A 16,608-nucleotide genomic window follows, 5' to 3' on the forward strand; every position below is an offset into this window, starting at 1 on the left:
TAATGAAAACAATCCATACTCACAGTTCTACTTATGCAATGCTCGAAATCTCTTTTACCCGAGAGATGCGTGTTTCTTTTGCTATGTACTGCCAGATGGTAGCTATTCATTATCATTTTGGATTTTTCTCCCAAACTACCAGTAAGGACTTTATCAAGTAAGCCCCGACCAGCTTTGGTTTGGGGCCTTCAGGAAAATCACGCAGCTGTTCAACTTTAAGCAACAGCTCCTATCTTTTTTACTGAATTAATCTTTTTTATGATCAATAAATTTAAATCCATATCCTGGATTGGCTTAGGCTTGATATGTGCTTTTGGCCTAAATGTGGCCATTGTTCTGGCCGCATTATTACTGGATTATCTCTGGCTGAATGTGCTGGCGATTCTGATAGCTGTATGCCAGTTATTTGTCCATCAAAAGATAAAACCTGCAAAGGGAAAACTCAAAATCCACAATAAAATACTCACGCGCTGAAAATCGCTCACTGCGATAAATAAATAATATATAAAAGGTTTAAAGAATAATCATATGAAAACGGAACAATTAATGATCGTTAAAAAAGAACTGGATCTGTTAAAAAAACATCTTAAAGATTCTAATCTTTCAGCATATAATAAAAATCAATTACTTGCAGAACTGGGCTCCGCAAAAGTTGTCAGTGAAGCGGAATTACCTGAGGATGCGGTATGTATAGGATCTGAAGTAGAAATTCAGGAAACAGTCAGTGAAAAGAAATATACTTTTCAGATCGTATTACCTGCACAGGCCAACATGAAAGAGCATAAAATGTCAGTTTTTGCACCTATAGGTACGGCGTTATTAGGATATCGTGTCGGTGCTCAGGTACAATGGGAAATGCCTGACGGCATGAAAACATTTAATATTTTAAGTGTAAGTCATAAAAGGATATAAATCTGTCTGAAAGAGCTGCTGCTCCGCATAAAGAATCTTCAAAAAAAAGCCCTGTTAATTTGATTAACAGGGCTTTTCAATTTCACCGTAACAAATCTTATTTAAAAGCCGGGATTATTTGGCAATAAACTTGAATTGACATCTGTTTCCTGCTTAGGTAATGGGAAAAGCAATTGTTTTTCAGAGAAAGTTGCTCCAAAAACTGTTTTATGACCTATAAAATTATCCCAGTTACCAGTCACATCATTATGAACTTTCTTAGTACGTATCATATCAAACCACATTTTATTCTCAAAACATAATTCATAATAACGTTGTGCCCATACTTCCTGTTCAAAATCAGCTGATGACATAGCTCCTATTGGGGCAAGCTTCGCTCTTCTTCTGATATCATTTACAAACTGTATAGCAGTACCATTAGGTACACCTTCTGCCTGATTTGAGGCTTCAGCATACATTAATTCTACATCTGCCAGGCGATACAGGGTAAAGTTAAGATCTGACTTTACAGTACTTGCTACGGCCAGAGAATCAAACCATTTATAAATATATGCTCCTTTGAAATTAACGACCTGTCCGGTTTTTACACTTTTATAATTGGTATAGAAAAATTGTTTTTCAGCAGCTCTTTTATCGCCTGGTGCAAAAGAGCTGATAAACTGTGCGGTTGGATATACCGCACCGTACTCATCTGAATAATTAGAAATACCAGAATAATTCGGAATAGTCAGTGAAGTAAGCGGATTTGCAGACGGAACAGCCGCAGCATACTGTACCTGGAAAATAAATTCACCGGTATTTTTATTAGCTGGCTTCAGCATATCTGTATATTCCGGGAATAAAGAATATCCGCCTGTCTGAGCCACAGCCAGAGACCGTTTGGCTGATTCAGCGTAATATTGTTTACCTCCGTTTATAGCTGCACCTGCATAGGTTAAATAGACATCGGCCAGAATAGACTTTACTGCACCCATAGATACCTTTCCTGAATTATCTTTCCACGGCAAAGTAGATTTCTCTGCTTCAAGCAAATCGGGAATGATTATGGTGTCATATATCTCTTTTGCAGCTGTTCTTGGTATAGACAGATTCAGGTTTTTAGGTATTTCAGTAACCTTTGGAACCGCTCCGTACATCCGTACCAGATAAAAATAATACAATGCTCTTAGAGTACGGGCCTCGGCCATCAGATTTGTTTTATCAGCATCACTCAGTCCTGCAGCATTGATCAAAGGTATCTTTTCAATCGCAATGTTACAGGCTCCTATCCCCATATACATTTGCTGCCACCAGGTATCGATATAAAATGAAGTTGTATTATAGGAAAGGTTCTGGAAATTAACAGCACCTGTTTGTCCAAGATCACTATTGGCTTTTCCGGTCATAAACTCCATTAAATTCCAGGTATTACCTCCGTAAGATGAGGTCTGCCCTTTCAGCACACCCTGGAGATACTGATAACTTGAATTGGCAAAAGCTCTTGCGACTTTGGCACTGGAAAGCTCTGAATCCGGAGTTATAAAATCGGTTGGCTTTTCTTCCAGAAACTTTTTACAGGAAGCACAGGTCAATAAGACCAGTACCGCAAATATTATATTTTTTGTCGTTTTCATTTGATTCAGTTTAAAAGGTTAGTTGAACACCTAAATTCCAGATACGGGGTCTTGGTGTAGAAAAGAAGTCCAGATTTTGAGAGAAAGAGGCATTTGAACCATAGGTCTGGTTAAATGTATCTACCTCAGGATCATAACCAGTGTATTTGGTAATGATAAACAGATTCTGAACATTCGCGTAAATTCTTAAACGATTGATATGTAATTTCTGATTAACAGCCGCCGGCAGACTATAACCTACAATAAAATTCTGGCCACGTATAAATGAACCATCTTCTACCCACCAGCTATCAAAATGAGAATCCTGAGCAAATTTATAATTACGTACCTGAGAAACAGAGGTATTTTGATTTTGTGGTGTCCAGGCATTTAAAACTGTCGCCAGACTGTTTGAAATTGTCTGTCTGTCTTCTGTCGAGTGCTTAAAGTTAGCAGCAGTATTTACACCTTGTACAAAGCGGATATCAAAAGATAAATCCCAGTTTTTATACTTGAAACTACTGCTGAAAGTCCCCGTCCATTTTGGATAAGCATGACCGATAATACTATAATTCACAGAGCCATCCGGATTATAAAGATACTTCCTGTCTCCTGGCTTTAAACCATGGGAAGCAGCTTCAGTAGCTTCAGATTCACTGTAAGTACCCAATCTGGTCATTCCATAAAAAGAACCAATGGCTTCTCCCACACGGACTACGTAATTCTGTCCGAGAAAGTTTGGACCAGGAAAAATATCAGCATTACCTTCATTCAGCTTAATTACTTTGTTTTTATTCGCTGAGAACAGGAAGTTTGTTGACCAGGTAAAGTTTTCAGTTTTAATATTGACAGTATTCAAACTGATCTCTATTCCTGAATTTCTAACTGAACCTACATTTTTATAAACATTCGCATTGGTAAAACCTGCAGTCCATGGTATTGGTGTTTGTAATAACAGATCTTTGGTTACGCGGTTATAATAATCCAGATTCAGACTCACTCTGTCATTGAACATTCCTAACTCCACTCCTACATCTGCCTGAACAGATCTTTCCCATTTCAAATCCGGGTTCCCCAGATAATTTGGTAATATGGAGGATTGGGCCGAACCGTTAAGTACTGTCGTACCTGGCTGAATCTGGGTCAGTGAACGTGCCTGTCCTATTTCCTGATTTCCAGAAGTACCGTAACTGGCACGAATCTTTAAATTGGATATGGTTTTATTGTTTTTCAGGAAATCTTCCTGCGATACCCGCCATGCAGCTCCTACTGATGGGAAAAATGCATATTTATTGTTTTTTCCAAATCTGGAAGACCCATCATAACGGCCTGTTGCTGTGAAATAATATTTATCATCTATGTTATAATTAAGTCTTGCATAAAATGAAGCCAGAGATGATTTGGTATCATAGGATTCGCTGGCTGTTTTTAGAGAACCTGCCTGCAGATAGTGATATTGAAAAATATCATCTATGAAATTCTGTGTCTCTGCACGCATTCTTTCATAACCTGTCTGTTGTAATGACATACCCAGTAAAGCAGTCAGTTTTTGACGGTCATTGATCTTTTTGTTCCAGGTTAAATAATTCTCAGTCTGCCAGTAATAGTTATCATAAGCATTGATATTAGCTATACCACCTTCATCCTGAGATAAGTGAGGCAGATTCTGAGAAGAAAAATAATTATTCTTGGTTGAACTCAGGTTATATCCAAAGTCAGTTTTAAAATCAAGATCGCTGGTAATATGGAACAAACCATAAACATTACCCAGCATTTGCAGTGTATTATTAATCGTATATCTGTTATTTGCAATAGCAATAGGATTTGGAGCGCCTTCTAATCCCGCGATGTCAAAATTCCCTGCATACATACCGTTCGGATATCTGATTGGTAAAATCGGCACTTCTTCTGCTACAGCTCTCGCCACGTTTAAACTTCCGTTACCATCGGTAACCAGCCGTTGTATACTACGGATCAGATTCACATTACCTCCTACTTTTAACCAGCTTTTAACATCATTATCCAGCGTCATTTTTACCGAATAGCGTTTAAAACCTGAAGTAGGCGCCAGTCCTTTCTGATTCAGGTAACCTAATGACAAGCTATAAAGTGTTTTTTCATTTCCACCCTGAAGATTTAACTGATGGTTCTGCGAAAAGGCAGGTTTATAAGTTTCCTTTTCCCAGTTTGTATCATAAAGAGGTTTATTATTTGTATCAAACAATAGTGGATAGTTTGCATAGTTCAGGGCTTTCGGCGGGCTCCATACAGCGCCCGCAGGATCGAACTTCTGACCATTTGCATAAGCTTCGTTATAAACCTTCAAAAATTCTTCTGAATTTAACGTGCGCACATGTCTGTAGAGCTCACTTACATTGGCATTTGCCTCATAACTAATTTGTGTTCCATCTCTTCTTCCTCTTTTAGTGGTAATCATAATTACACCATTTGCTCCACGGGAACCATAAATTGCTGTTGAAGAAGCGTCTTTCAGCACCTCAAGTGAAGCCACATCATTAGGGTTAATGGAATTAGGATCAACGCCGGCAACTCCATCTATGACATACAAAGGATCAATATTCGAATTGATTGAACCAATTCCACGTACACGAACCTTCGCAGCAGTTCCCGGAGCAGCACTGTTCAGACTCACTTCAACACCGGCTATTTTCCCCTGTAAAGCCTGTGATAAATTTGGTACTGGTTTATCCATCAGCTGTTCAGCTTTAATAGTCGTAACGGCTCCGGTTAAGTCAGATTTTTTCACTGTACCATAACCAATAACAACTACTTCACTTAAATTATCAGCTTTTTCTTCCAGCTGGATGTTAATTATGCTTCTGCCGGTCACTGTTCTCTCCTGAGGGGAGAAACCGGTAGAAGAATATACCAGTATGCCCTTGTCATCGGCCAGTTGTATCTGATAATTTCCAGCTGCATCTGTAAGTGTACCGCCAGCTGTTCCCTTTATTTTAATACTGACACCCGGAATTGGCAGATTGTCTTTTATACCGGTGACCTTTCCGGTAATTTTAATCTGTGCCATCACCTGCAGGGAAAGCAGGGAGAGCAAAATTGAGTAAATAAATGCTTTTTTCATAAATTTGGTTTTTAGTTTTAGGTTTGGTTATATTGAGGTTTATAAGCTATTCAACTGTTTTACTAAGGTTTATGAAATTTATTATGATTAAAAAAAGACAAGGGTTTGCTGTCTGCTCTTTATGCATTACGGGTTAGGAGCCATGAAATAGGTTTAGTTTTTTTGCCAGTTAATTTTTAGCTGCCCACTGCCGCAAGGATTCAACCGCGTCAAATAATACACCTGCCTCCCCTCTGAAATCTCCTGATCCTTTAGGTTCACCTGTCTGCACGTTATACCACTCGTAAAATCCTTTACGGGCAATGGCACGATCTACCATAGGGATTAACTCTGCATACGCTTCTTTGACTAAACCATAATCTACCAGACCTTTAATCATCCGGCCCCCAAACCAGGTCCAGTCTCCACCATTCTGATAAGAATATGGAAGCATATTTGGAAATTCGCTTTCCGGGTAAGGCGGATAAACAGTAAAACCAATAGTTGCATGTTTCTCTTTGGATGCAGCCGCCAACAGCTGACGGTTAATATTTTCAACCTCTTTCTTAGTATTAAAACCAGCCAGAACTGCACATACAGATCCACCGGAATACAAGATTTTGTCCTCGTCAAATGTTTTTGAAAACGGACTGCCGTTCAGGTATAAATGCGGTCTGTACTTTTGGGCTTCAGACATCCATAAATGTTTACGGACATTTGCTTTGATTGTTGCCGCTAATGCACTCCAGTCTTTTTGTGTTTGATAAGCTTTGGGTTTCATCGCCAGAAAATCATTAATTGCAATGACAAACATGGCATTATCATAGATATCAACTGACCATTTCGTATGTTCATTGATTGCTACTCCCCAGCCTTTTTCTGGCTGCACATCTCCCCAGTCAACTGTAGTGGCTCCTTTTACCAGTCCGTATTTCTCTGACCATCTGTCTTTCAGGATGTAAGCAAAAGAATCTTCCATTCGCTGCAAAATGGTTTTAGCTCCAACCCGCTCAAAAAGGATGGATACATCTCCGGTAAGGTCTACATATTTTTTAACGGCTTGTACCAATGAAAATTCCTGATCTGTTTCTACCGTATTTTTATGTGCTGCCCACCCTGGTAATAAAGCAGAGTACCGGTATTTATATCCACCATTTGCTTTAGCACTATCCACAACGCCATCAACAATATTACCGTCATCGCCCTGAATTTTAAAAAACATCAGCAGCATGGTCCGGACTTTTTCTTTTGGCTGAATCTTTAAAGATCCTTTGATAAAAGTGTTAAAGTCTCTGATCCAGACTTCATCATAGGAAGTACCTGCAGAAAACCCGGTAAGTAATTGAATAGCTCTTGCCTGAATCGTATCTAAACGGCTATCGGAACGGATTGATTTGGCTAACGCTGTTCTATCTGCTACCTGAGCGGTAGAATTCAGATGTAAAAAACAAAAAACAGCAGAAAACAGAAGTAAAGGTCTTTTCATTTAGTTTTATTTAAATAAGATAAATAAAAAGCTCCCATGCTCCTATTTTCAGGGAGAAAATGGTCGCTGTTTATATTTGGTTGGTCAATAGTTATGTACAAACATAGAAGTATTATAGTTATTTCCAAATTTTTAATGATTTTTTTTCGACTCTCCAAACAGCTGAGTCGTAATTCCTGATTTCCCGCTTATTTATCTATTATTCAAATAATAACATAGAAGAAGGCTTCGATCACACTCATTTTTTCTTTCTTGTAACATTTCTGTTCATTGTTATTAAATTTCAGATCGGCTATCAGATTTAAATCACAACAAATTTGGAAGACATATATACCTACATTCCTATTTGCTATGTATGTACTAAAAAGCTTAGATTTGTATTCCATCATCGAATAATTATCAACCGACCATGAATATTTCAATTGACCATAAAAGTCATATTCCACTTCACATTCAGGCAGAACTATTACTCAGAGAACTGATCAAAGATCCCGTTTACCAGGCAGGCAAGTTATTACCAAACGAAGTCGAACTTGCAAAAAAACTTGCCATCTCCAGAACGACATTAAGACAGGCATTGAACAAATTGGTCTATGAAGAATTACTGGTTAGAAAAAAAGGTTATGGAACTAAGGTCGCTCCCTCTAAAATAAGCTCAAAATCAATGAATTGGCTTAGCTTTTCTCAGGAAATGAAAGCCAGAGGAATACCTGTCAGAAACTATGAACTTCATTTAAGCTGGGTATATCCTGATGAACAGATAGCCAGTTTTTTCGACATTAAAACTGATAAAAAGATCCTGAAACTGGAGCGTCTGCGAGGTGGATCAGCCAGTGCATTTGTGTATTTCATATCCTATTTCCATCCCAGAATTGGTCTCAGCGGAGAGGAAGATTTCAAACTGCCATTATACGAAATGCTTGAATCAGAACACTCCGTAATTGCCAATCTGTCTAAGGAAGAGATCAGTGCAATAGCAGCAAGTAAGTTTATAGCTGGTAAGTTAGAGGTAGAGACCGGAAGTCCTCTTTTATTCAGAAAAAGATTTGTTTATGACCAGGGTGACCGCCCAATGGAATATAATCTGGGTTATTATAGAGCTGAAAGCTTTATTTATACTGTAGAAAGCCGTAGAAACAGATAATTAGCATTGATTTCCCCTCTTTAAAGCTAACGAAACTCCAAATATTCAAGAGAATAAAAAAAGGTCTTTGAATATTTAAGTGAAATGTCATATGTTTGGACATTATAACATATAACTAACCAAACACAATGACTGCTGACACTATGAACGGAGTAAAAGCTGATATCAATTCTCTGAGAAATACTACGCAATTTATTATTCCGGAAAAAAAAACAATCCATCAGGGTTATGATATCTATCCTGCTTTCAAAATTGAAGGGCCTATCTATAATGATTTCGCCAGTTTATCAGAATGGATCATCAATCAGAAAAAAAACATTGTTATTGATGGTTATTCAGGCGTGTACTGGGAACAGTTTAGAATGGAACTCAATCAGCAGCTCATTGAAAATGGAAAGACAGTACACTGGATAAATATTGATACTGCCCTAAAAACACCTGAAATTATTGACCGGTTAATAGCTGACAATCTTCAGCTGAATGACCCAGTATTTGGTAAACAGTATGAAGGAGATCTCGCAGACTTCTTTGACACTGAAAAACTTGGATTAATCAGCCCGATCAATGATGAACTGACGATTATTTATGGTTGCGGAGCTGCACTGGTCAATCTGGATGCAAAGGTTATTTATATTGATGTGCCTAAAAATGAGATACAGTTTCGTTCAAGAGCTGGTCATATTTTCAATCTGGGTGCTGCCACGACTACCGACCCAAAAATACAGTATAAACGCTTTTATTTTATCGACTGGCCTGTTTTAAATAAACATAAACAACAATTACTGGCCAGTATTGACATTATTGTCGATGAACAAAGGATCAAAGCAATATCCTGGATGAATGGAACAGATTTTCGCAGTGGACTTGCCCGGATGTCTGTACACGCCTTCAGGGCAAGACCCTGGTTTGAGCCTGGTGTATGGGGTGGCCAGTGGATCCGGGAAAATATAAATGGCCTGAATCAGGAAGTTATAAATTATGCCTGGTCATTTGAACTGATTGCCCCTGAAAATGGTATTATTATGGAAAATGAAGGCAGGCTGCTGGAAGTTTCATTTGACATGCTTCTTTTCCATAATAACAAAGCTATTTTAGGCAAAGCAGCCGAACGCTTTGGTTATAATTTCCCTATTCGTTTTGATTTTCTTGATACGATGGACGGAGATAATCTGTCTCTGCAATGCCACCCCTCTGTCGCTTATACCAAAGAACATTTTGGAGAAAATTTCACGCAGGATGAGACCTATTATATCCTGGATCATCATCAGGATGCTAAAGTCTATCTGGGTTTTCAGGAAAACATTAACCAGGAGGAATTCAGAACAGTGCTGGAAAACAGCTTCAAACACCATAACCAGGTAAACGTAACAGATTATGTACAGACATTTGATTCTCAAAAACATGAGCTTTTTTTGATTCCAAATGGTACGGTTCACAGTTCGGGAAAAAACAATCTGGTACTGGAAATCAGTGCCACTCCCTATATATTCACTTTTAAAATGTATGACTGGCTGCGTCCTGATCTGAATGGAAAACCACGTCCATTAAATATTGACCGTGCTTTTGCCAATCTGAATTTTGAAAGAAAAGGACAGATAGTGTCTGATACGCTGATTGCTAAACAGACTGTACTCCTGCAGGATGATGACTGGCAGATCGTTAATCTGGCAACACATCCTGACCACTTTTACGCCGTTCGGCGTTTTGAATTTGATTCCACCATTAAAGCTCATACTGAAGGACAGTGCCATATTCTCAGTCTGGTAGAAGGTGAAAGCATTATTGTTAAAACAGGAAATTCTGAGCAGGAAATCCACTATGCGGAAACTTTTATTATCCCTGCTGATGCTGTTCACTACGAATTGATCAATAAGGGTAAAAACCGCGCGAAAGTGATCACCGCTTTTGTGAAAGAAGAATGTTGTTAATTAATTAAAAACCACCCTGATGAAACCAGTGTCTTACAGACTACAATTTAATGCTCTTCTGATCACTTTTCTGATAGGCATAAGCCATAATGTATCAGCTCAGAAGACCGGATCTGCTTTTAGTGATATCCAGCTGCAACCCACAATTGCCTATCTGAAGTATCACGGAGAAAGCAGAAGAATGATCAGGCTGATCTTTAAAAATGGGAAAAATTACCAGCAGGGAAAAATCTCTGTTTCCTTTAATGGTTTACAGGAAAGCCTGATTGTTCAGGCCAGTAAAGACGGAGCTGAATCTTTTGAAATCCCCTTACCGGGCAGTCCCGTAACCAAAGCGACACAGGCAACAGTCTCTATTTTAACCGGCGGAAAAACTTACAAAGGGAGCTGTATTGTTGAACCTTCCAGAATGTGGAACATGTATGTGTTACCCCATTCTCATGTTGATATAGGATATACCAATACACAATCCAAAGTCCTTAAACTGCATCAGGATAATATTGATGAAGCTATTGCCCTTGCAGAAAAAACACAGCAATACCCTACCCAGGCACGTTTTAAATGGACAACAGAAGCTATCTGGGTAGTGGATAATTATCTTGCACTTGCCAGTCAGCAAAAGAAAGACAAATTCTGGGATGCTGTAAAAAAAGGATGGATTAACCTGGACGGCGCCTATGGAAATATTAACACCAGTCTGACTGATTCCAGACAACTGATGCAAATGTTCTCTAAATCACAAAAACTGGCTAAGGAACAGGGCATTGTTATTAATACTCTTTTTCAGGGAGATGTACCTGGTGCCTCATGGGGTTTAGCCGCACAGGTTGAACAGACAGGGATAAAATATTTCCTTTCAGGGCCAAATGCTTCAGACAGAATCGGAAACCTGGCTAAATGGCAGGATAAACCTTTTTACTGGCTCTCTCCTTCGGGCAAACAGAAATTACTTTTCTGGCAATGTCAGCCATATTCTATCGGCTACCAGTTAAAGGGGGATAAAATTCCAAACTTCTTTACGATGGAAGATCCGAAGCCGTTCTATACGGGTCATCCTTCAAAAAATTTCCTCAATCCTTATCTGTTTGACTATCTTGATCAGCTGGCACAAAAGGGTTTTCCTTATGATATGTCAATTCTGACCTGGGCGATGAGTGATAATGCTCCTATTGATCCGGAACTGCCTGATGCAGTTAAGATATGGAATGAAAAATATGCTTCACCTCAACTGATTATTACTTCAACAAAACAGTTTTTTGCGGATTTTGAGAATAAATACAACAGGCAGATTCCTTCCTTCACCGGGGATTATACAGAATACTGGACTGACGGTGTATCATCTGCAGCAAAAGAAACTGCTTTAAGCCGCAAATTATCCGATCAGCTGAAACAGGCTGACGCGATCTGGGCTATCCGCAACAGAAAAAATTATCCGGTAAAGAGCTTTGAGGAGAGTTGGAAAAACCTATTATTATTTAATGAACATACCTGGGGTGCATTTAACAGTGTTTCTCATCCAGATGATGAAAAAGTAAAAAGTGAATGGGCAGTAAAACAGTCTTATGTATTAAAAGCCAAAGAAATTGTTGATACTTTACTTTCACAATCTCTGACAGGCGATTCGTTGAAAGATTCCTCTTCAACCCTAAAAAACAACCAGATAGACGTTTACAATACGGTATCATGGCCAAGAACCAATGTGGTTTATGTACCCGCATCTTTAAGCAAAGCAGGTGATCTTGTTAAAGATGTTTCAGGAATTCCTGTTCTTTCGCAGCGTTTAACTACTGGTGAACTCGCTTTTGTGGCTGAACTGGTTCCATCGATGGGAAAAAGCACTTACAGTATCTATCCGGGGCATGCTTATCACCCGGGAACTACCCGGACTAAAAGTCCAGGCTCCGGTAAAGCTTCAGAAAAAAAATCCGGGGTTAATATATCAGACAATTTACTCAGTAACGGGGTCTACAGCATCGATATTTCTCCCCAAACGGGAAACATTAAAAAGTTAGTTAAAATAGCTTCTGGTAGGGATTATGTCCAGGCAGATTCAGCAGGACTGAATCAATACCTGTATATGCCTGGTGATTCTCTTGAAAAAATACAAACCAGTTCAAATGCCAGGATAGCGATTAAAGAAAAAGGACCATTGGTAATCAGTCTGCAAATTACTTCTTCTGCTCCGGGTACTAACGGACTCATCAGGGAAATACGACTGGTTAACGGCCTTGATCAAATAGAGCTGATCAATACCATTGATAAGAAGGCTATCAGAAGCAAAGAAAGCGTCCATTTCGCTTTCCCTTTTAATATTCCGGATGCAAAAGTCCGCTATAGTATTCCCTGGGGAACTGTGAACGCTGAAACTGATCAGTTACCTTATTCAAACAGAAACTGGTATACCATGCAAAGATGGGCAGACATTTCCAATGACACCTACGGAATTACCTGGTCAAGCCCGGATGCTCCTTTATTTGAAATCGGAAAGATTACTACAGCTAATTTACTTGGTGGATTACAACATGCGCCACTATGGTTATCGTTTACCCCTCAGTCTTCAAATATCTACTCCTGGGTAATGAATAACTTATGGCACACCAATTTCAGGGCAGATCAGCAGGGTGTAGTTACTTTCCGTTATTTCATTCAGGCTCATGAAAGCGGGTTTAATAGTTATCAGGCAAATCAATCTGGATTAAATAATCATCAGCCGCTGCTTGTCACCGCCGCTTCTGCAGATGAAAAAGGGCTACCGTTCACCATTAACGGGGAGAATATTTACGTTGAAGCCTTTAAAAAAGCTGATGATGGAAAAGGTATTATAATCCACCTTGTCAATTGTGGCGATCAGGACAGCAAGCTGAATATCAGTCCAAAAACCAATGCACCGCTCAAAATATGGGAAAGTGATATTTCCGAAACACACAAAAAAACATTAGAGAACCACTTTACCCTTCCGGCAAAAGGGATAATGACAATTTGTATAGAAAACTGAATTAACCTTAAGCAACCATGAACCTAAAAAATGAAACTACTCAAAAATCCAGACTTTTCCTGGTAGCCATTACCCTGGTTGCTACATTAGGTGGTTTGCTTTTCGGCTTTGATATGGCCGTTATATCTGGTGTATTACCATTTGTAAAACAACAATTCAGCTTATCTCCGGTTACTGAAGGATGGTTTGTTTCCTCTGCGCTTGTCGGCTGTATTATTGGTGTTGCCTTCGCTGGCGAACTCAGTGATCGCTTTGGAAGAAAAAAGATGCTGATGCTGTCAGCCATCCTTTTTTTACTATCTGCAATCGGTACTGCTGCAGCTGCAGATTTCACTTTACTGATTCTTGCAAGGATGCTGGGAGGAATGGGTGTGGGTGTAGCATCCATAGTCGCTCCCCTGTATATTTCAGAAATAGCACCTGCCGGGATACGTGGCAGACTGGTAACCTTTTATCAACTGGCTATCACAGCAGGAATCCTGGTGGCCTATCTGACTAATGCAGGTCTGCTGAATCTGTCTTTGACACACTATAACAAATCAATGGGCGATATACTGGACTATATCATAGTCAAAGAAGTATGGAGAGCAATGCTGGGCCTGGGTGTAATTCCTTCCTTGTTATTTTTAACAGGGTTATGGTTTGTACCGGAAAGTCCGAGATGGTTGATTCAGCAGGGAAAAGAGCAGCAGGGGCTTCTGATACTGACCAGGATCAACGGGACAGACAGTGCTCACCAAGCTCTGCAGCTGATCAAAAAAATGCCTGTACAGGAGTCCGGTTCATACAAAGACCTGTTTACCAGAGAAATGAGAAGGCCGCTGCTCATAGGATTACTTTTACCACTATTTTCTCAGTTCAGTGGGATAAATGCAATCATTTATTATGGTCCCCGTATTTTGAATGATGCTGGCATCAATATCAGTAATGCACTTTTAGGTCAGATTATCTTTGGCCTGGCAAACTTTCTGTTTACCCTGATTGCGGTTTGGAAAGTAGATAAAATGGGGCGCAGACCGCTTTACATTGTCGGATCAATCGGAGCTACTATTTCTTTGTTCTTTACCGGCTGGTGTTTCTATAGCGGAGCCACCAATAATATTGCACTGGTAATAAGTATCATTTTGTTTTTAGCCTGTTTTGCTTTTTCTATCGGACCTCTGAAATTTGTCATTGCTTCAGAAATTTTCCCAACAAGAGTTCGCGGAAGAGCGATGGGTTTAAGCATTATGGTTATGTGGATTGCTGATACCATAGTAGGACAGTTAACCCCTTTACTGCTGGGTGCTGCGGGCGCAGCTTCCACCTTCTGGTTTTTTGCCGTATGCTGTTTACTTTCATTCATTGTGGTCTATAAGCTGGTACCTGAAACCAAAGGAAAATCACTGGAAGAAGTACAGGATATCTTTGTACATTAATAAACGTTAAATACATCCAGATATCTATATAGTAGTACATATAGATATACTACTATATAGATATCTGGATATAAGTATTTAATCCTGCATCAGGGCACTTCTGCCTCCATCCACCAGGTAAGTTACCCCACTTGCAAATGCAGCATATTCACTCCCCAGGAATACACACCAGCCACCGATTTCTGCTGCTGTACCCAGCTTTTTTACAGGATGAAGACCAATAGTTTTTTCTCTTTCTGCCTGAGGATTATCAAATGAATTAAACCAGGCCTGATTACCCGGAGTATCTATGAATCCTGGTGCAATACCAACAGTCCTTATTTCAGGCCCCCATTCTATAGCCAGGCTTTTGACCAGACCGGTTAATGCAGTTTTAGTTACATTATACGGGAAGCAACCCGGAATTGTACTGTAGGCATGATTTGAAGACATAATGATAATTGTTCCATTACTTTGTTCCAGCGCTTGTTTACATGCTCTGGCCATATGCCAGTGTGAAGCGAGATTAATCTCATGATTTTCTATCCAGCGCTCTTCAGTGCAATGTTCAGCACCTTCAAAGATATTGATACCAGCATTGGAAACCAGTATATCAATTTTGCCGAAATGAGCTGTTACTGCTGTAACCATTTGACTGATCTGTTCAGTTTTTTTCAAATCAGCAGAACAATACAGAGATTCAGCACCTGTCAGATCCATTTCCTGTTTAAAAACCGAAGCCTCCTCACTTTCTTCTGTGTACTGTGAACAACCGGCTATTTTTGCCCCGGCCTGCGCAAAAGATTTTGCAACCCCTAAGCCTATACCAGAAGTTACTCCGGTAATTAGTACTACTTTTCCGCTAAAATCTATTTGAAAAGACATGATAATTCAATGATGAACTGTTTACACATAAAAACCTGGTTTGGGTTCCAGTATACCCGGATGTTTTTCCATTTCTTCTTCCACTAAATCTACTCCGAGTCCTGGCCTTTCAGATAAATGCAAATGACCATTACTAATCATATCCTTAATCGAATGTGTAATCACTTTATCCCTCCAGGGAACATCATTAAGCATAAACTCCTGTCTGAAAAAATTGGGTACCGACGCACAAACATGTGCACTTGCCAGTGTAGATAAAGGACCATTTGGGTTATGTGGCGCAAGCAGCACATTATAGGCTTCCATCATCGTGGCCATGCGTTTCATTTCTGACGGTCCGCCGCAGCGCGTAATATCCGGCATCATAATATCACATATATTCTTTTCCAGTACCGGACGTATCCCATGACGGGTATAGTGTCTTTCACCAACACAAATAGATACATTGGAAGGAATACGTTCTCTCATTGCTCTTAACGTATCTGCACTTTCAGGACCAGCTGGTTCTTCGTACCAGGTAATATCGAGTTCTGCAAGTCTCTGTGCCATCTTCACTGCTACTCTGTAATTCAGCATTGCATGGGTTTCAATCATAATGTCAAAATCAGGACCTACCGCTTCACGCACTGCCTTACTGACATTAAAAGCCAGATCCTGCTGTGCAGCTGTGAGCTGAAGATTAGAAGACAGATCTTCACCGTATAAATAATTGGTATGCGCAAAGGGATCAAATTTTAATCCGGTAAAACCAGCCTCTTTAACTTTTATTGCCTGAGCAGCATAATCAGCTTCATTATGACCACCACCGGTAAACCAGTAATTAGCATAAAGCAAAATATCTTTTCTGTAAGCCCCGCCCAGTAATTCGTAGCAGGGCGTCTTTAACACTTTTCCTTTCAGATCCAGCAGGGCCATATCAATACCGCTTATTGCACACAGACTGGCTCCGTTTGGCCCAATCCAGTTTAAATCACGATACAGTTTAGTCCATATAAAATCCGTACGCATTGGATCAAGACCAATAATCCGCTCTCCAACATGTTTCGCAGCATGATAAACAATCGGGCTGCCCGGCCAGTTGGTTGCTTCACCTACTCCGGTATGACCTGTATCGGTATATATTTTGAGTAAGGTCCAGTTATACTTTACCCCTTCAACAAGCCAGACTTTTACATCAGTAATCTTCATGA

12 protein-coding genes are annotated in these 16,608 nt (G+C 39.7%); 7 read left to right on the forward strand and 5 right to left on the reverse strand.

Annotation, left to right across the window (positions count from 1 at the left end; genetic code table 11):
* Positions 1–2: 2 nt before the first annotated feature.
* From PL_RS07825 to PL_RS07835, 3 genes are all read left to right on the forward strand, one after another.
* Positions 3–161, forward strand: coding sequence for a hypothetical protein (locus PL_RS07825; RefSeq protein ID WP_160292108.1), 159 nt, complete (start codon positions 3–5; stop codon positions 159–161).
* Positions 162–258: 97 nt separating this feature from the next.
* Positions 259–474 (forward strand): hypothetical protein, encoded by a 216-nt coding sequence (locus PL_RS07830; protein WP_041882606.1) that lies wholly within the window; start codon positions 259–261, stop codon positions 472–474.
* 54 nt (positions 475–528) lie between these two features.
* Entirely contained in the window at positions 529–912 is a 384-nt protein-coding gene (locus tag PL_RS07835) for a GreA/GreB family elongation factor (protein WP_041882608.1), read from the forward strand.
* A gap of 101 nt (positions 913–1,013) precedes the next feature.
* Here the strand turns inward: PL_RS07835 and PL_RS07840 are convergent, their stop codons facing one another.
* The 3 genes from PL_RS07840 to PL_RS07850 all read right to left on the reverse strand — a co-directional run bounded on the left by PL_RS07840 (position 1,014) and on the right by PL_RS07850 (position 7,069).
* On the reverse strand, positions 1,014–2,525 hold the full coding sequence (locus PL_RS07840) for a RagB/SusD family nutrient uptake outer membrane protein (RefSeq protein ID WP_041882609.1): 1,512 nt from the start codon (positions 2,523–2,525) through the stop codon (positions 1,014–1,016).
* 10 nt (positions 2,526–2,535) lie between these two features.
* A complete protein-coding gene (locus PL_RS07845; RefSeq protein ID WP_041882610.1) occupies positions 2,536–5,604 on the reverse strand; it encodes a SusC/RagA family TonB-linked outer membrane protein in 3,069 nt (1,022 codons plus the stop codon).
* A gap of 169 nt (positions 5,605–5,773) precedes the next feature.
* Positions 5,774–7,069: a hypothetical protein gene (locus PL_RS07850; RefSeq protein ID WP_041882612.1), complete on the reverse strand. Its 1,296-nt coding sequence runs from the start codon at positions 7,067–7,069 to the stop codon at positions 5,774–5,776.
* A gap of 409 nt (positions 7,070–7,478) precedes the next feature.
* Here PL_RS07850 and PL_RS07855 point away from each other — a divergent pair, with 409 nt between their 5' ends.
* The 4 genes from PL_RS07855 to PL_RS07870 all read left to right on the forward strand — a co-directional run bounded on the left by PL_RS07855 (position 7,479) and on the right by PL_RS07870 (position 14,554).
* The gene (locus tag PL_RS07855) at positions 7,479–8,213 is read left to right on the forward strand and encodes a GntR family transcriptional regulator (RefSeq protein ID WP_041882615.1); all 735 of its coding nucleotides are present in this window, start codon (positions 7,479–7,481) and stop codon (positions 8,211–8,213) included.
* Between the two features lie 128 nt (positions 8,214–8,341).
* Positions 8,342–10,141: a class I mannose-6-phosphate isomerase gene (locus PL_RS07860; protein WP_348621383.1), complete on the forward strand. Its 1,800-nt coding sequence runs from the start codon at positions 8,342–8,344 to the stop codon at positions 10,139–10,141.
* A 19-nt stretch (positions 10,142–10,160) separates the two neighbouring features.
* Positions 10,161–13,136 (forward strand): glycoside hydrolase family 38 C-terminal domain-containing protein, encoded by a 2,976-nt coding sequence (locus tag PL_RS07865; protein WP_052496321.1) that lies wholly within the window; start codon positions 10,161–10,163, stop codon positions 13,134–13,136.
* 17 nt (positions 13,137–13,153) lie between these two features.
* The gene (locus tag PL_RS07870) at positions 13,154–14,554 is read left to right on the forward strand and encodes a sugar porter family MFS transporter (RefSeq protein WP_041882616.1); all 1,401 of its coding nucleotides are present in this window, start codon (positions 13,154–13,156) and stop codon (positions 14,552–14,554) included.
* 78 nt (positions 14,555–14,632) lie between these two features.
* Here the strand turns inward: PL_RS07870 and PL_RS07875 are convergent, their stop codons facing one another.
* Both PL_RS07875 and PL_RS07880 read right to left on the reverse strand, forming a co-directional pair.
* Complete coding sequence (locus PL_RS07875) at positions 14,633–15,418, reverse strand: SDR family NAD(P)-dependent oxidoreductase (protein WP_041882618.1); 786 nt, start codon at positions 15,416–15,418, stop codon at positions 14,633–14,635.
* 21 nt (positions 15,419–15,439) lie between these two features.
* The gene (locus tag PL_RS07880) at positions 15,440–16,606 is read right to left on the reverse strand and encodes a mandelate racemase/muconate lactonizing enzyme family protein (protein WP_041882619.1); all 1,167 of its coding nucleotides are present in this window, start codon (positions 16,604–16,606) and stop codon (positions 15,440–15,442) included.
* Positions 16,607–16,608: the final 2 nt, after the last annotated feature.

Origin of the sequence: Pedobacter lusitanus (genome assembly GCF_040026395.1) — a bacterium.
In the GTDB taxonomy this organism is placed as follows: domain Bacteria; phylum Bacteroidota; class Bacteroidia; order Sphingobacteriales; family Sphingobacteriaceae; genus Pedobacter; species Pedobacter lusitanus.

Coding starts and splice junctions, on each gene's coding strand:
- PL_RS07865 (WP_052496321.1), top strand. CDS start 10,161: ATGAAACCAGTGTCTTACAGACTACAATTTAATGCTCTTCTGATCACT.
- PL_RS07855 (WP_041882615.1), top strand. CDS start 7,479: ATGAATATTTCAATTGACCATAAAAGTCATATTCCACTTCACATTCAG.
- PL_RS07850 (WP_041882612.1), bottom strand. CDS start 7,069: ATGAAAAGACCTTTACTTCTGTTTTCTGCTGTTTTTTGTTTTTTACAT.
- PL_RS07830 (WP_041882606.1), top strand. CDS start 259: ATGATCAATAAATTTAAATCCATATCCTGGATTGGCTTAGGCTTGATA.
- PL_RS07875 (WP_041882618.1), bottom strand. CDS start 15,418: ATGTCTTTTCAAATAGATTTTAGCGGAAAAGTAGTACTAATTACCGGA.
- PL_RS07870 (WP_041882616.1), top strand. CDS start 13,154: ATGAACCTAAAAAATGAAACTACTCAAAAATCCAGACTTTTCCTGGTA.
- PL_RS07835 (WP_041882608.1), top strand. CDS start 529: ATGAAAACGGAACAATTAATGATCGTTAAAAAAGAACTGGATCTGTTA.
- PL_RS07860 (WP_348621383.1), top strand. CDS start 8,342: ATGACTGCTGACACTATGAACGGAGTAAAAGCTGATATCAATTCTCTG.
- PL_RS07880 (WP_041882619.1), bottom strand. CDS start 16,606: ATGAAGATTACTGATGTAAAAGTCTGGCTTGTTGAAGGGGTAAAGTAT.
- PL_RS07845 (WP_041882610.1), bottom strand. CDS start 5,604: ATGAAAAAAGCATTTATTTACTCAATTTTGCTCTCCCTGCTTTCCCTG.
- PL_RS07825 (WP_160292108.1), top strand. CDS start 3: ATGAAAACAATCCATACTCACAGTTCTACTTATGCAATGCTCGAAATC.
- PL_RS07840 (WP_041882609.1), bottom strand. CDS start 2,525: ATGAAAACGACAAAAAATATAATATTTGCGGTACTGGTCTTATTGACC.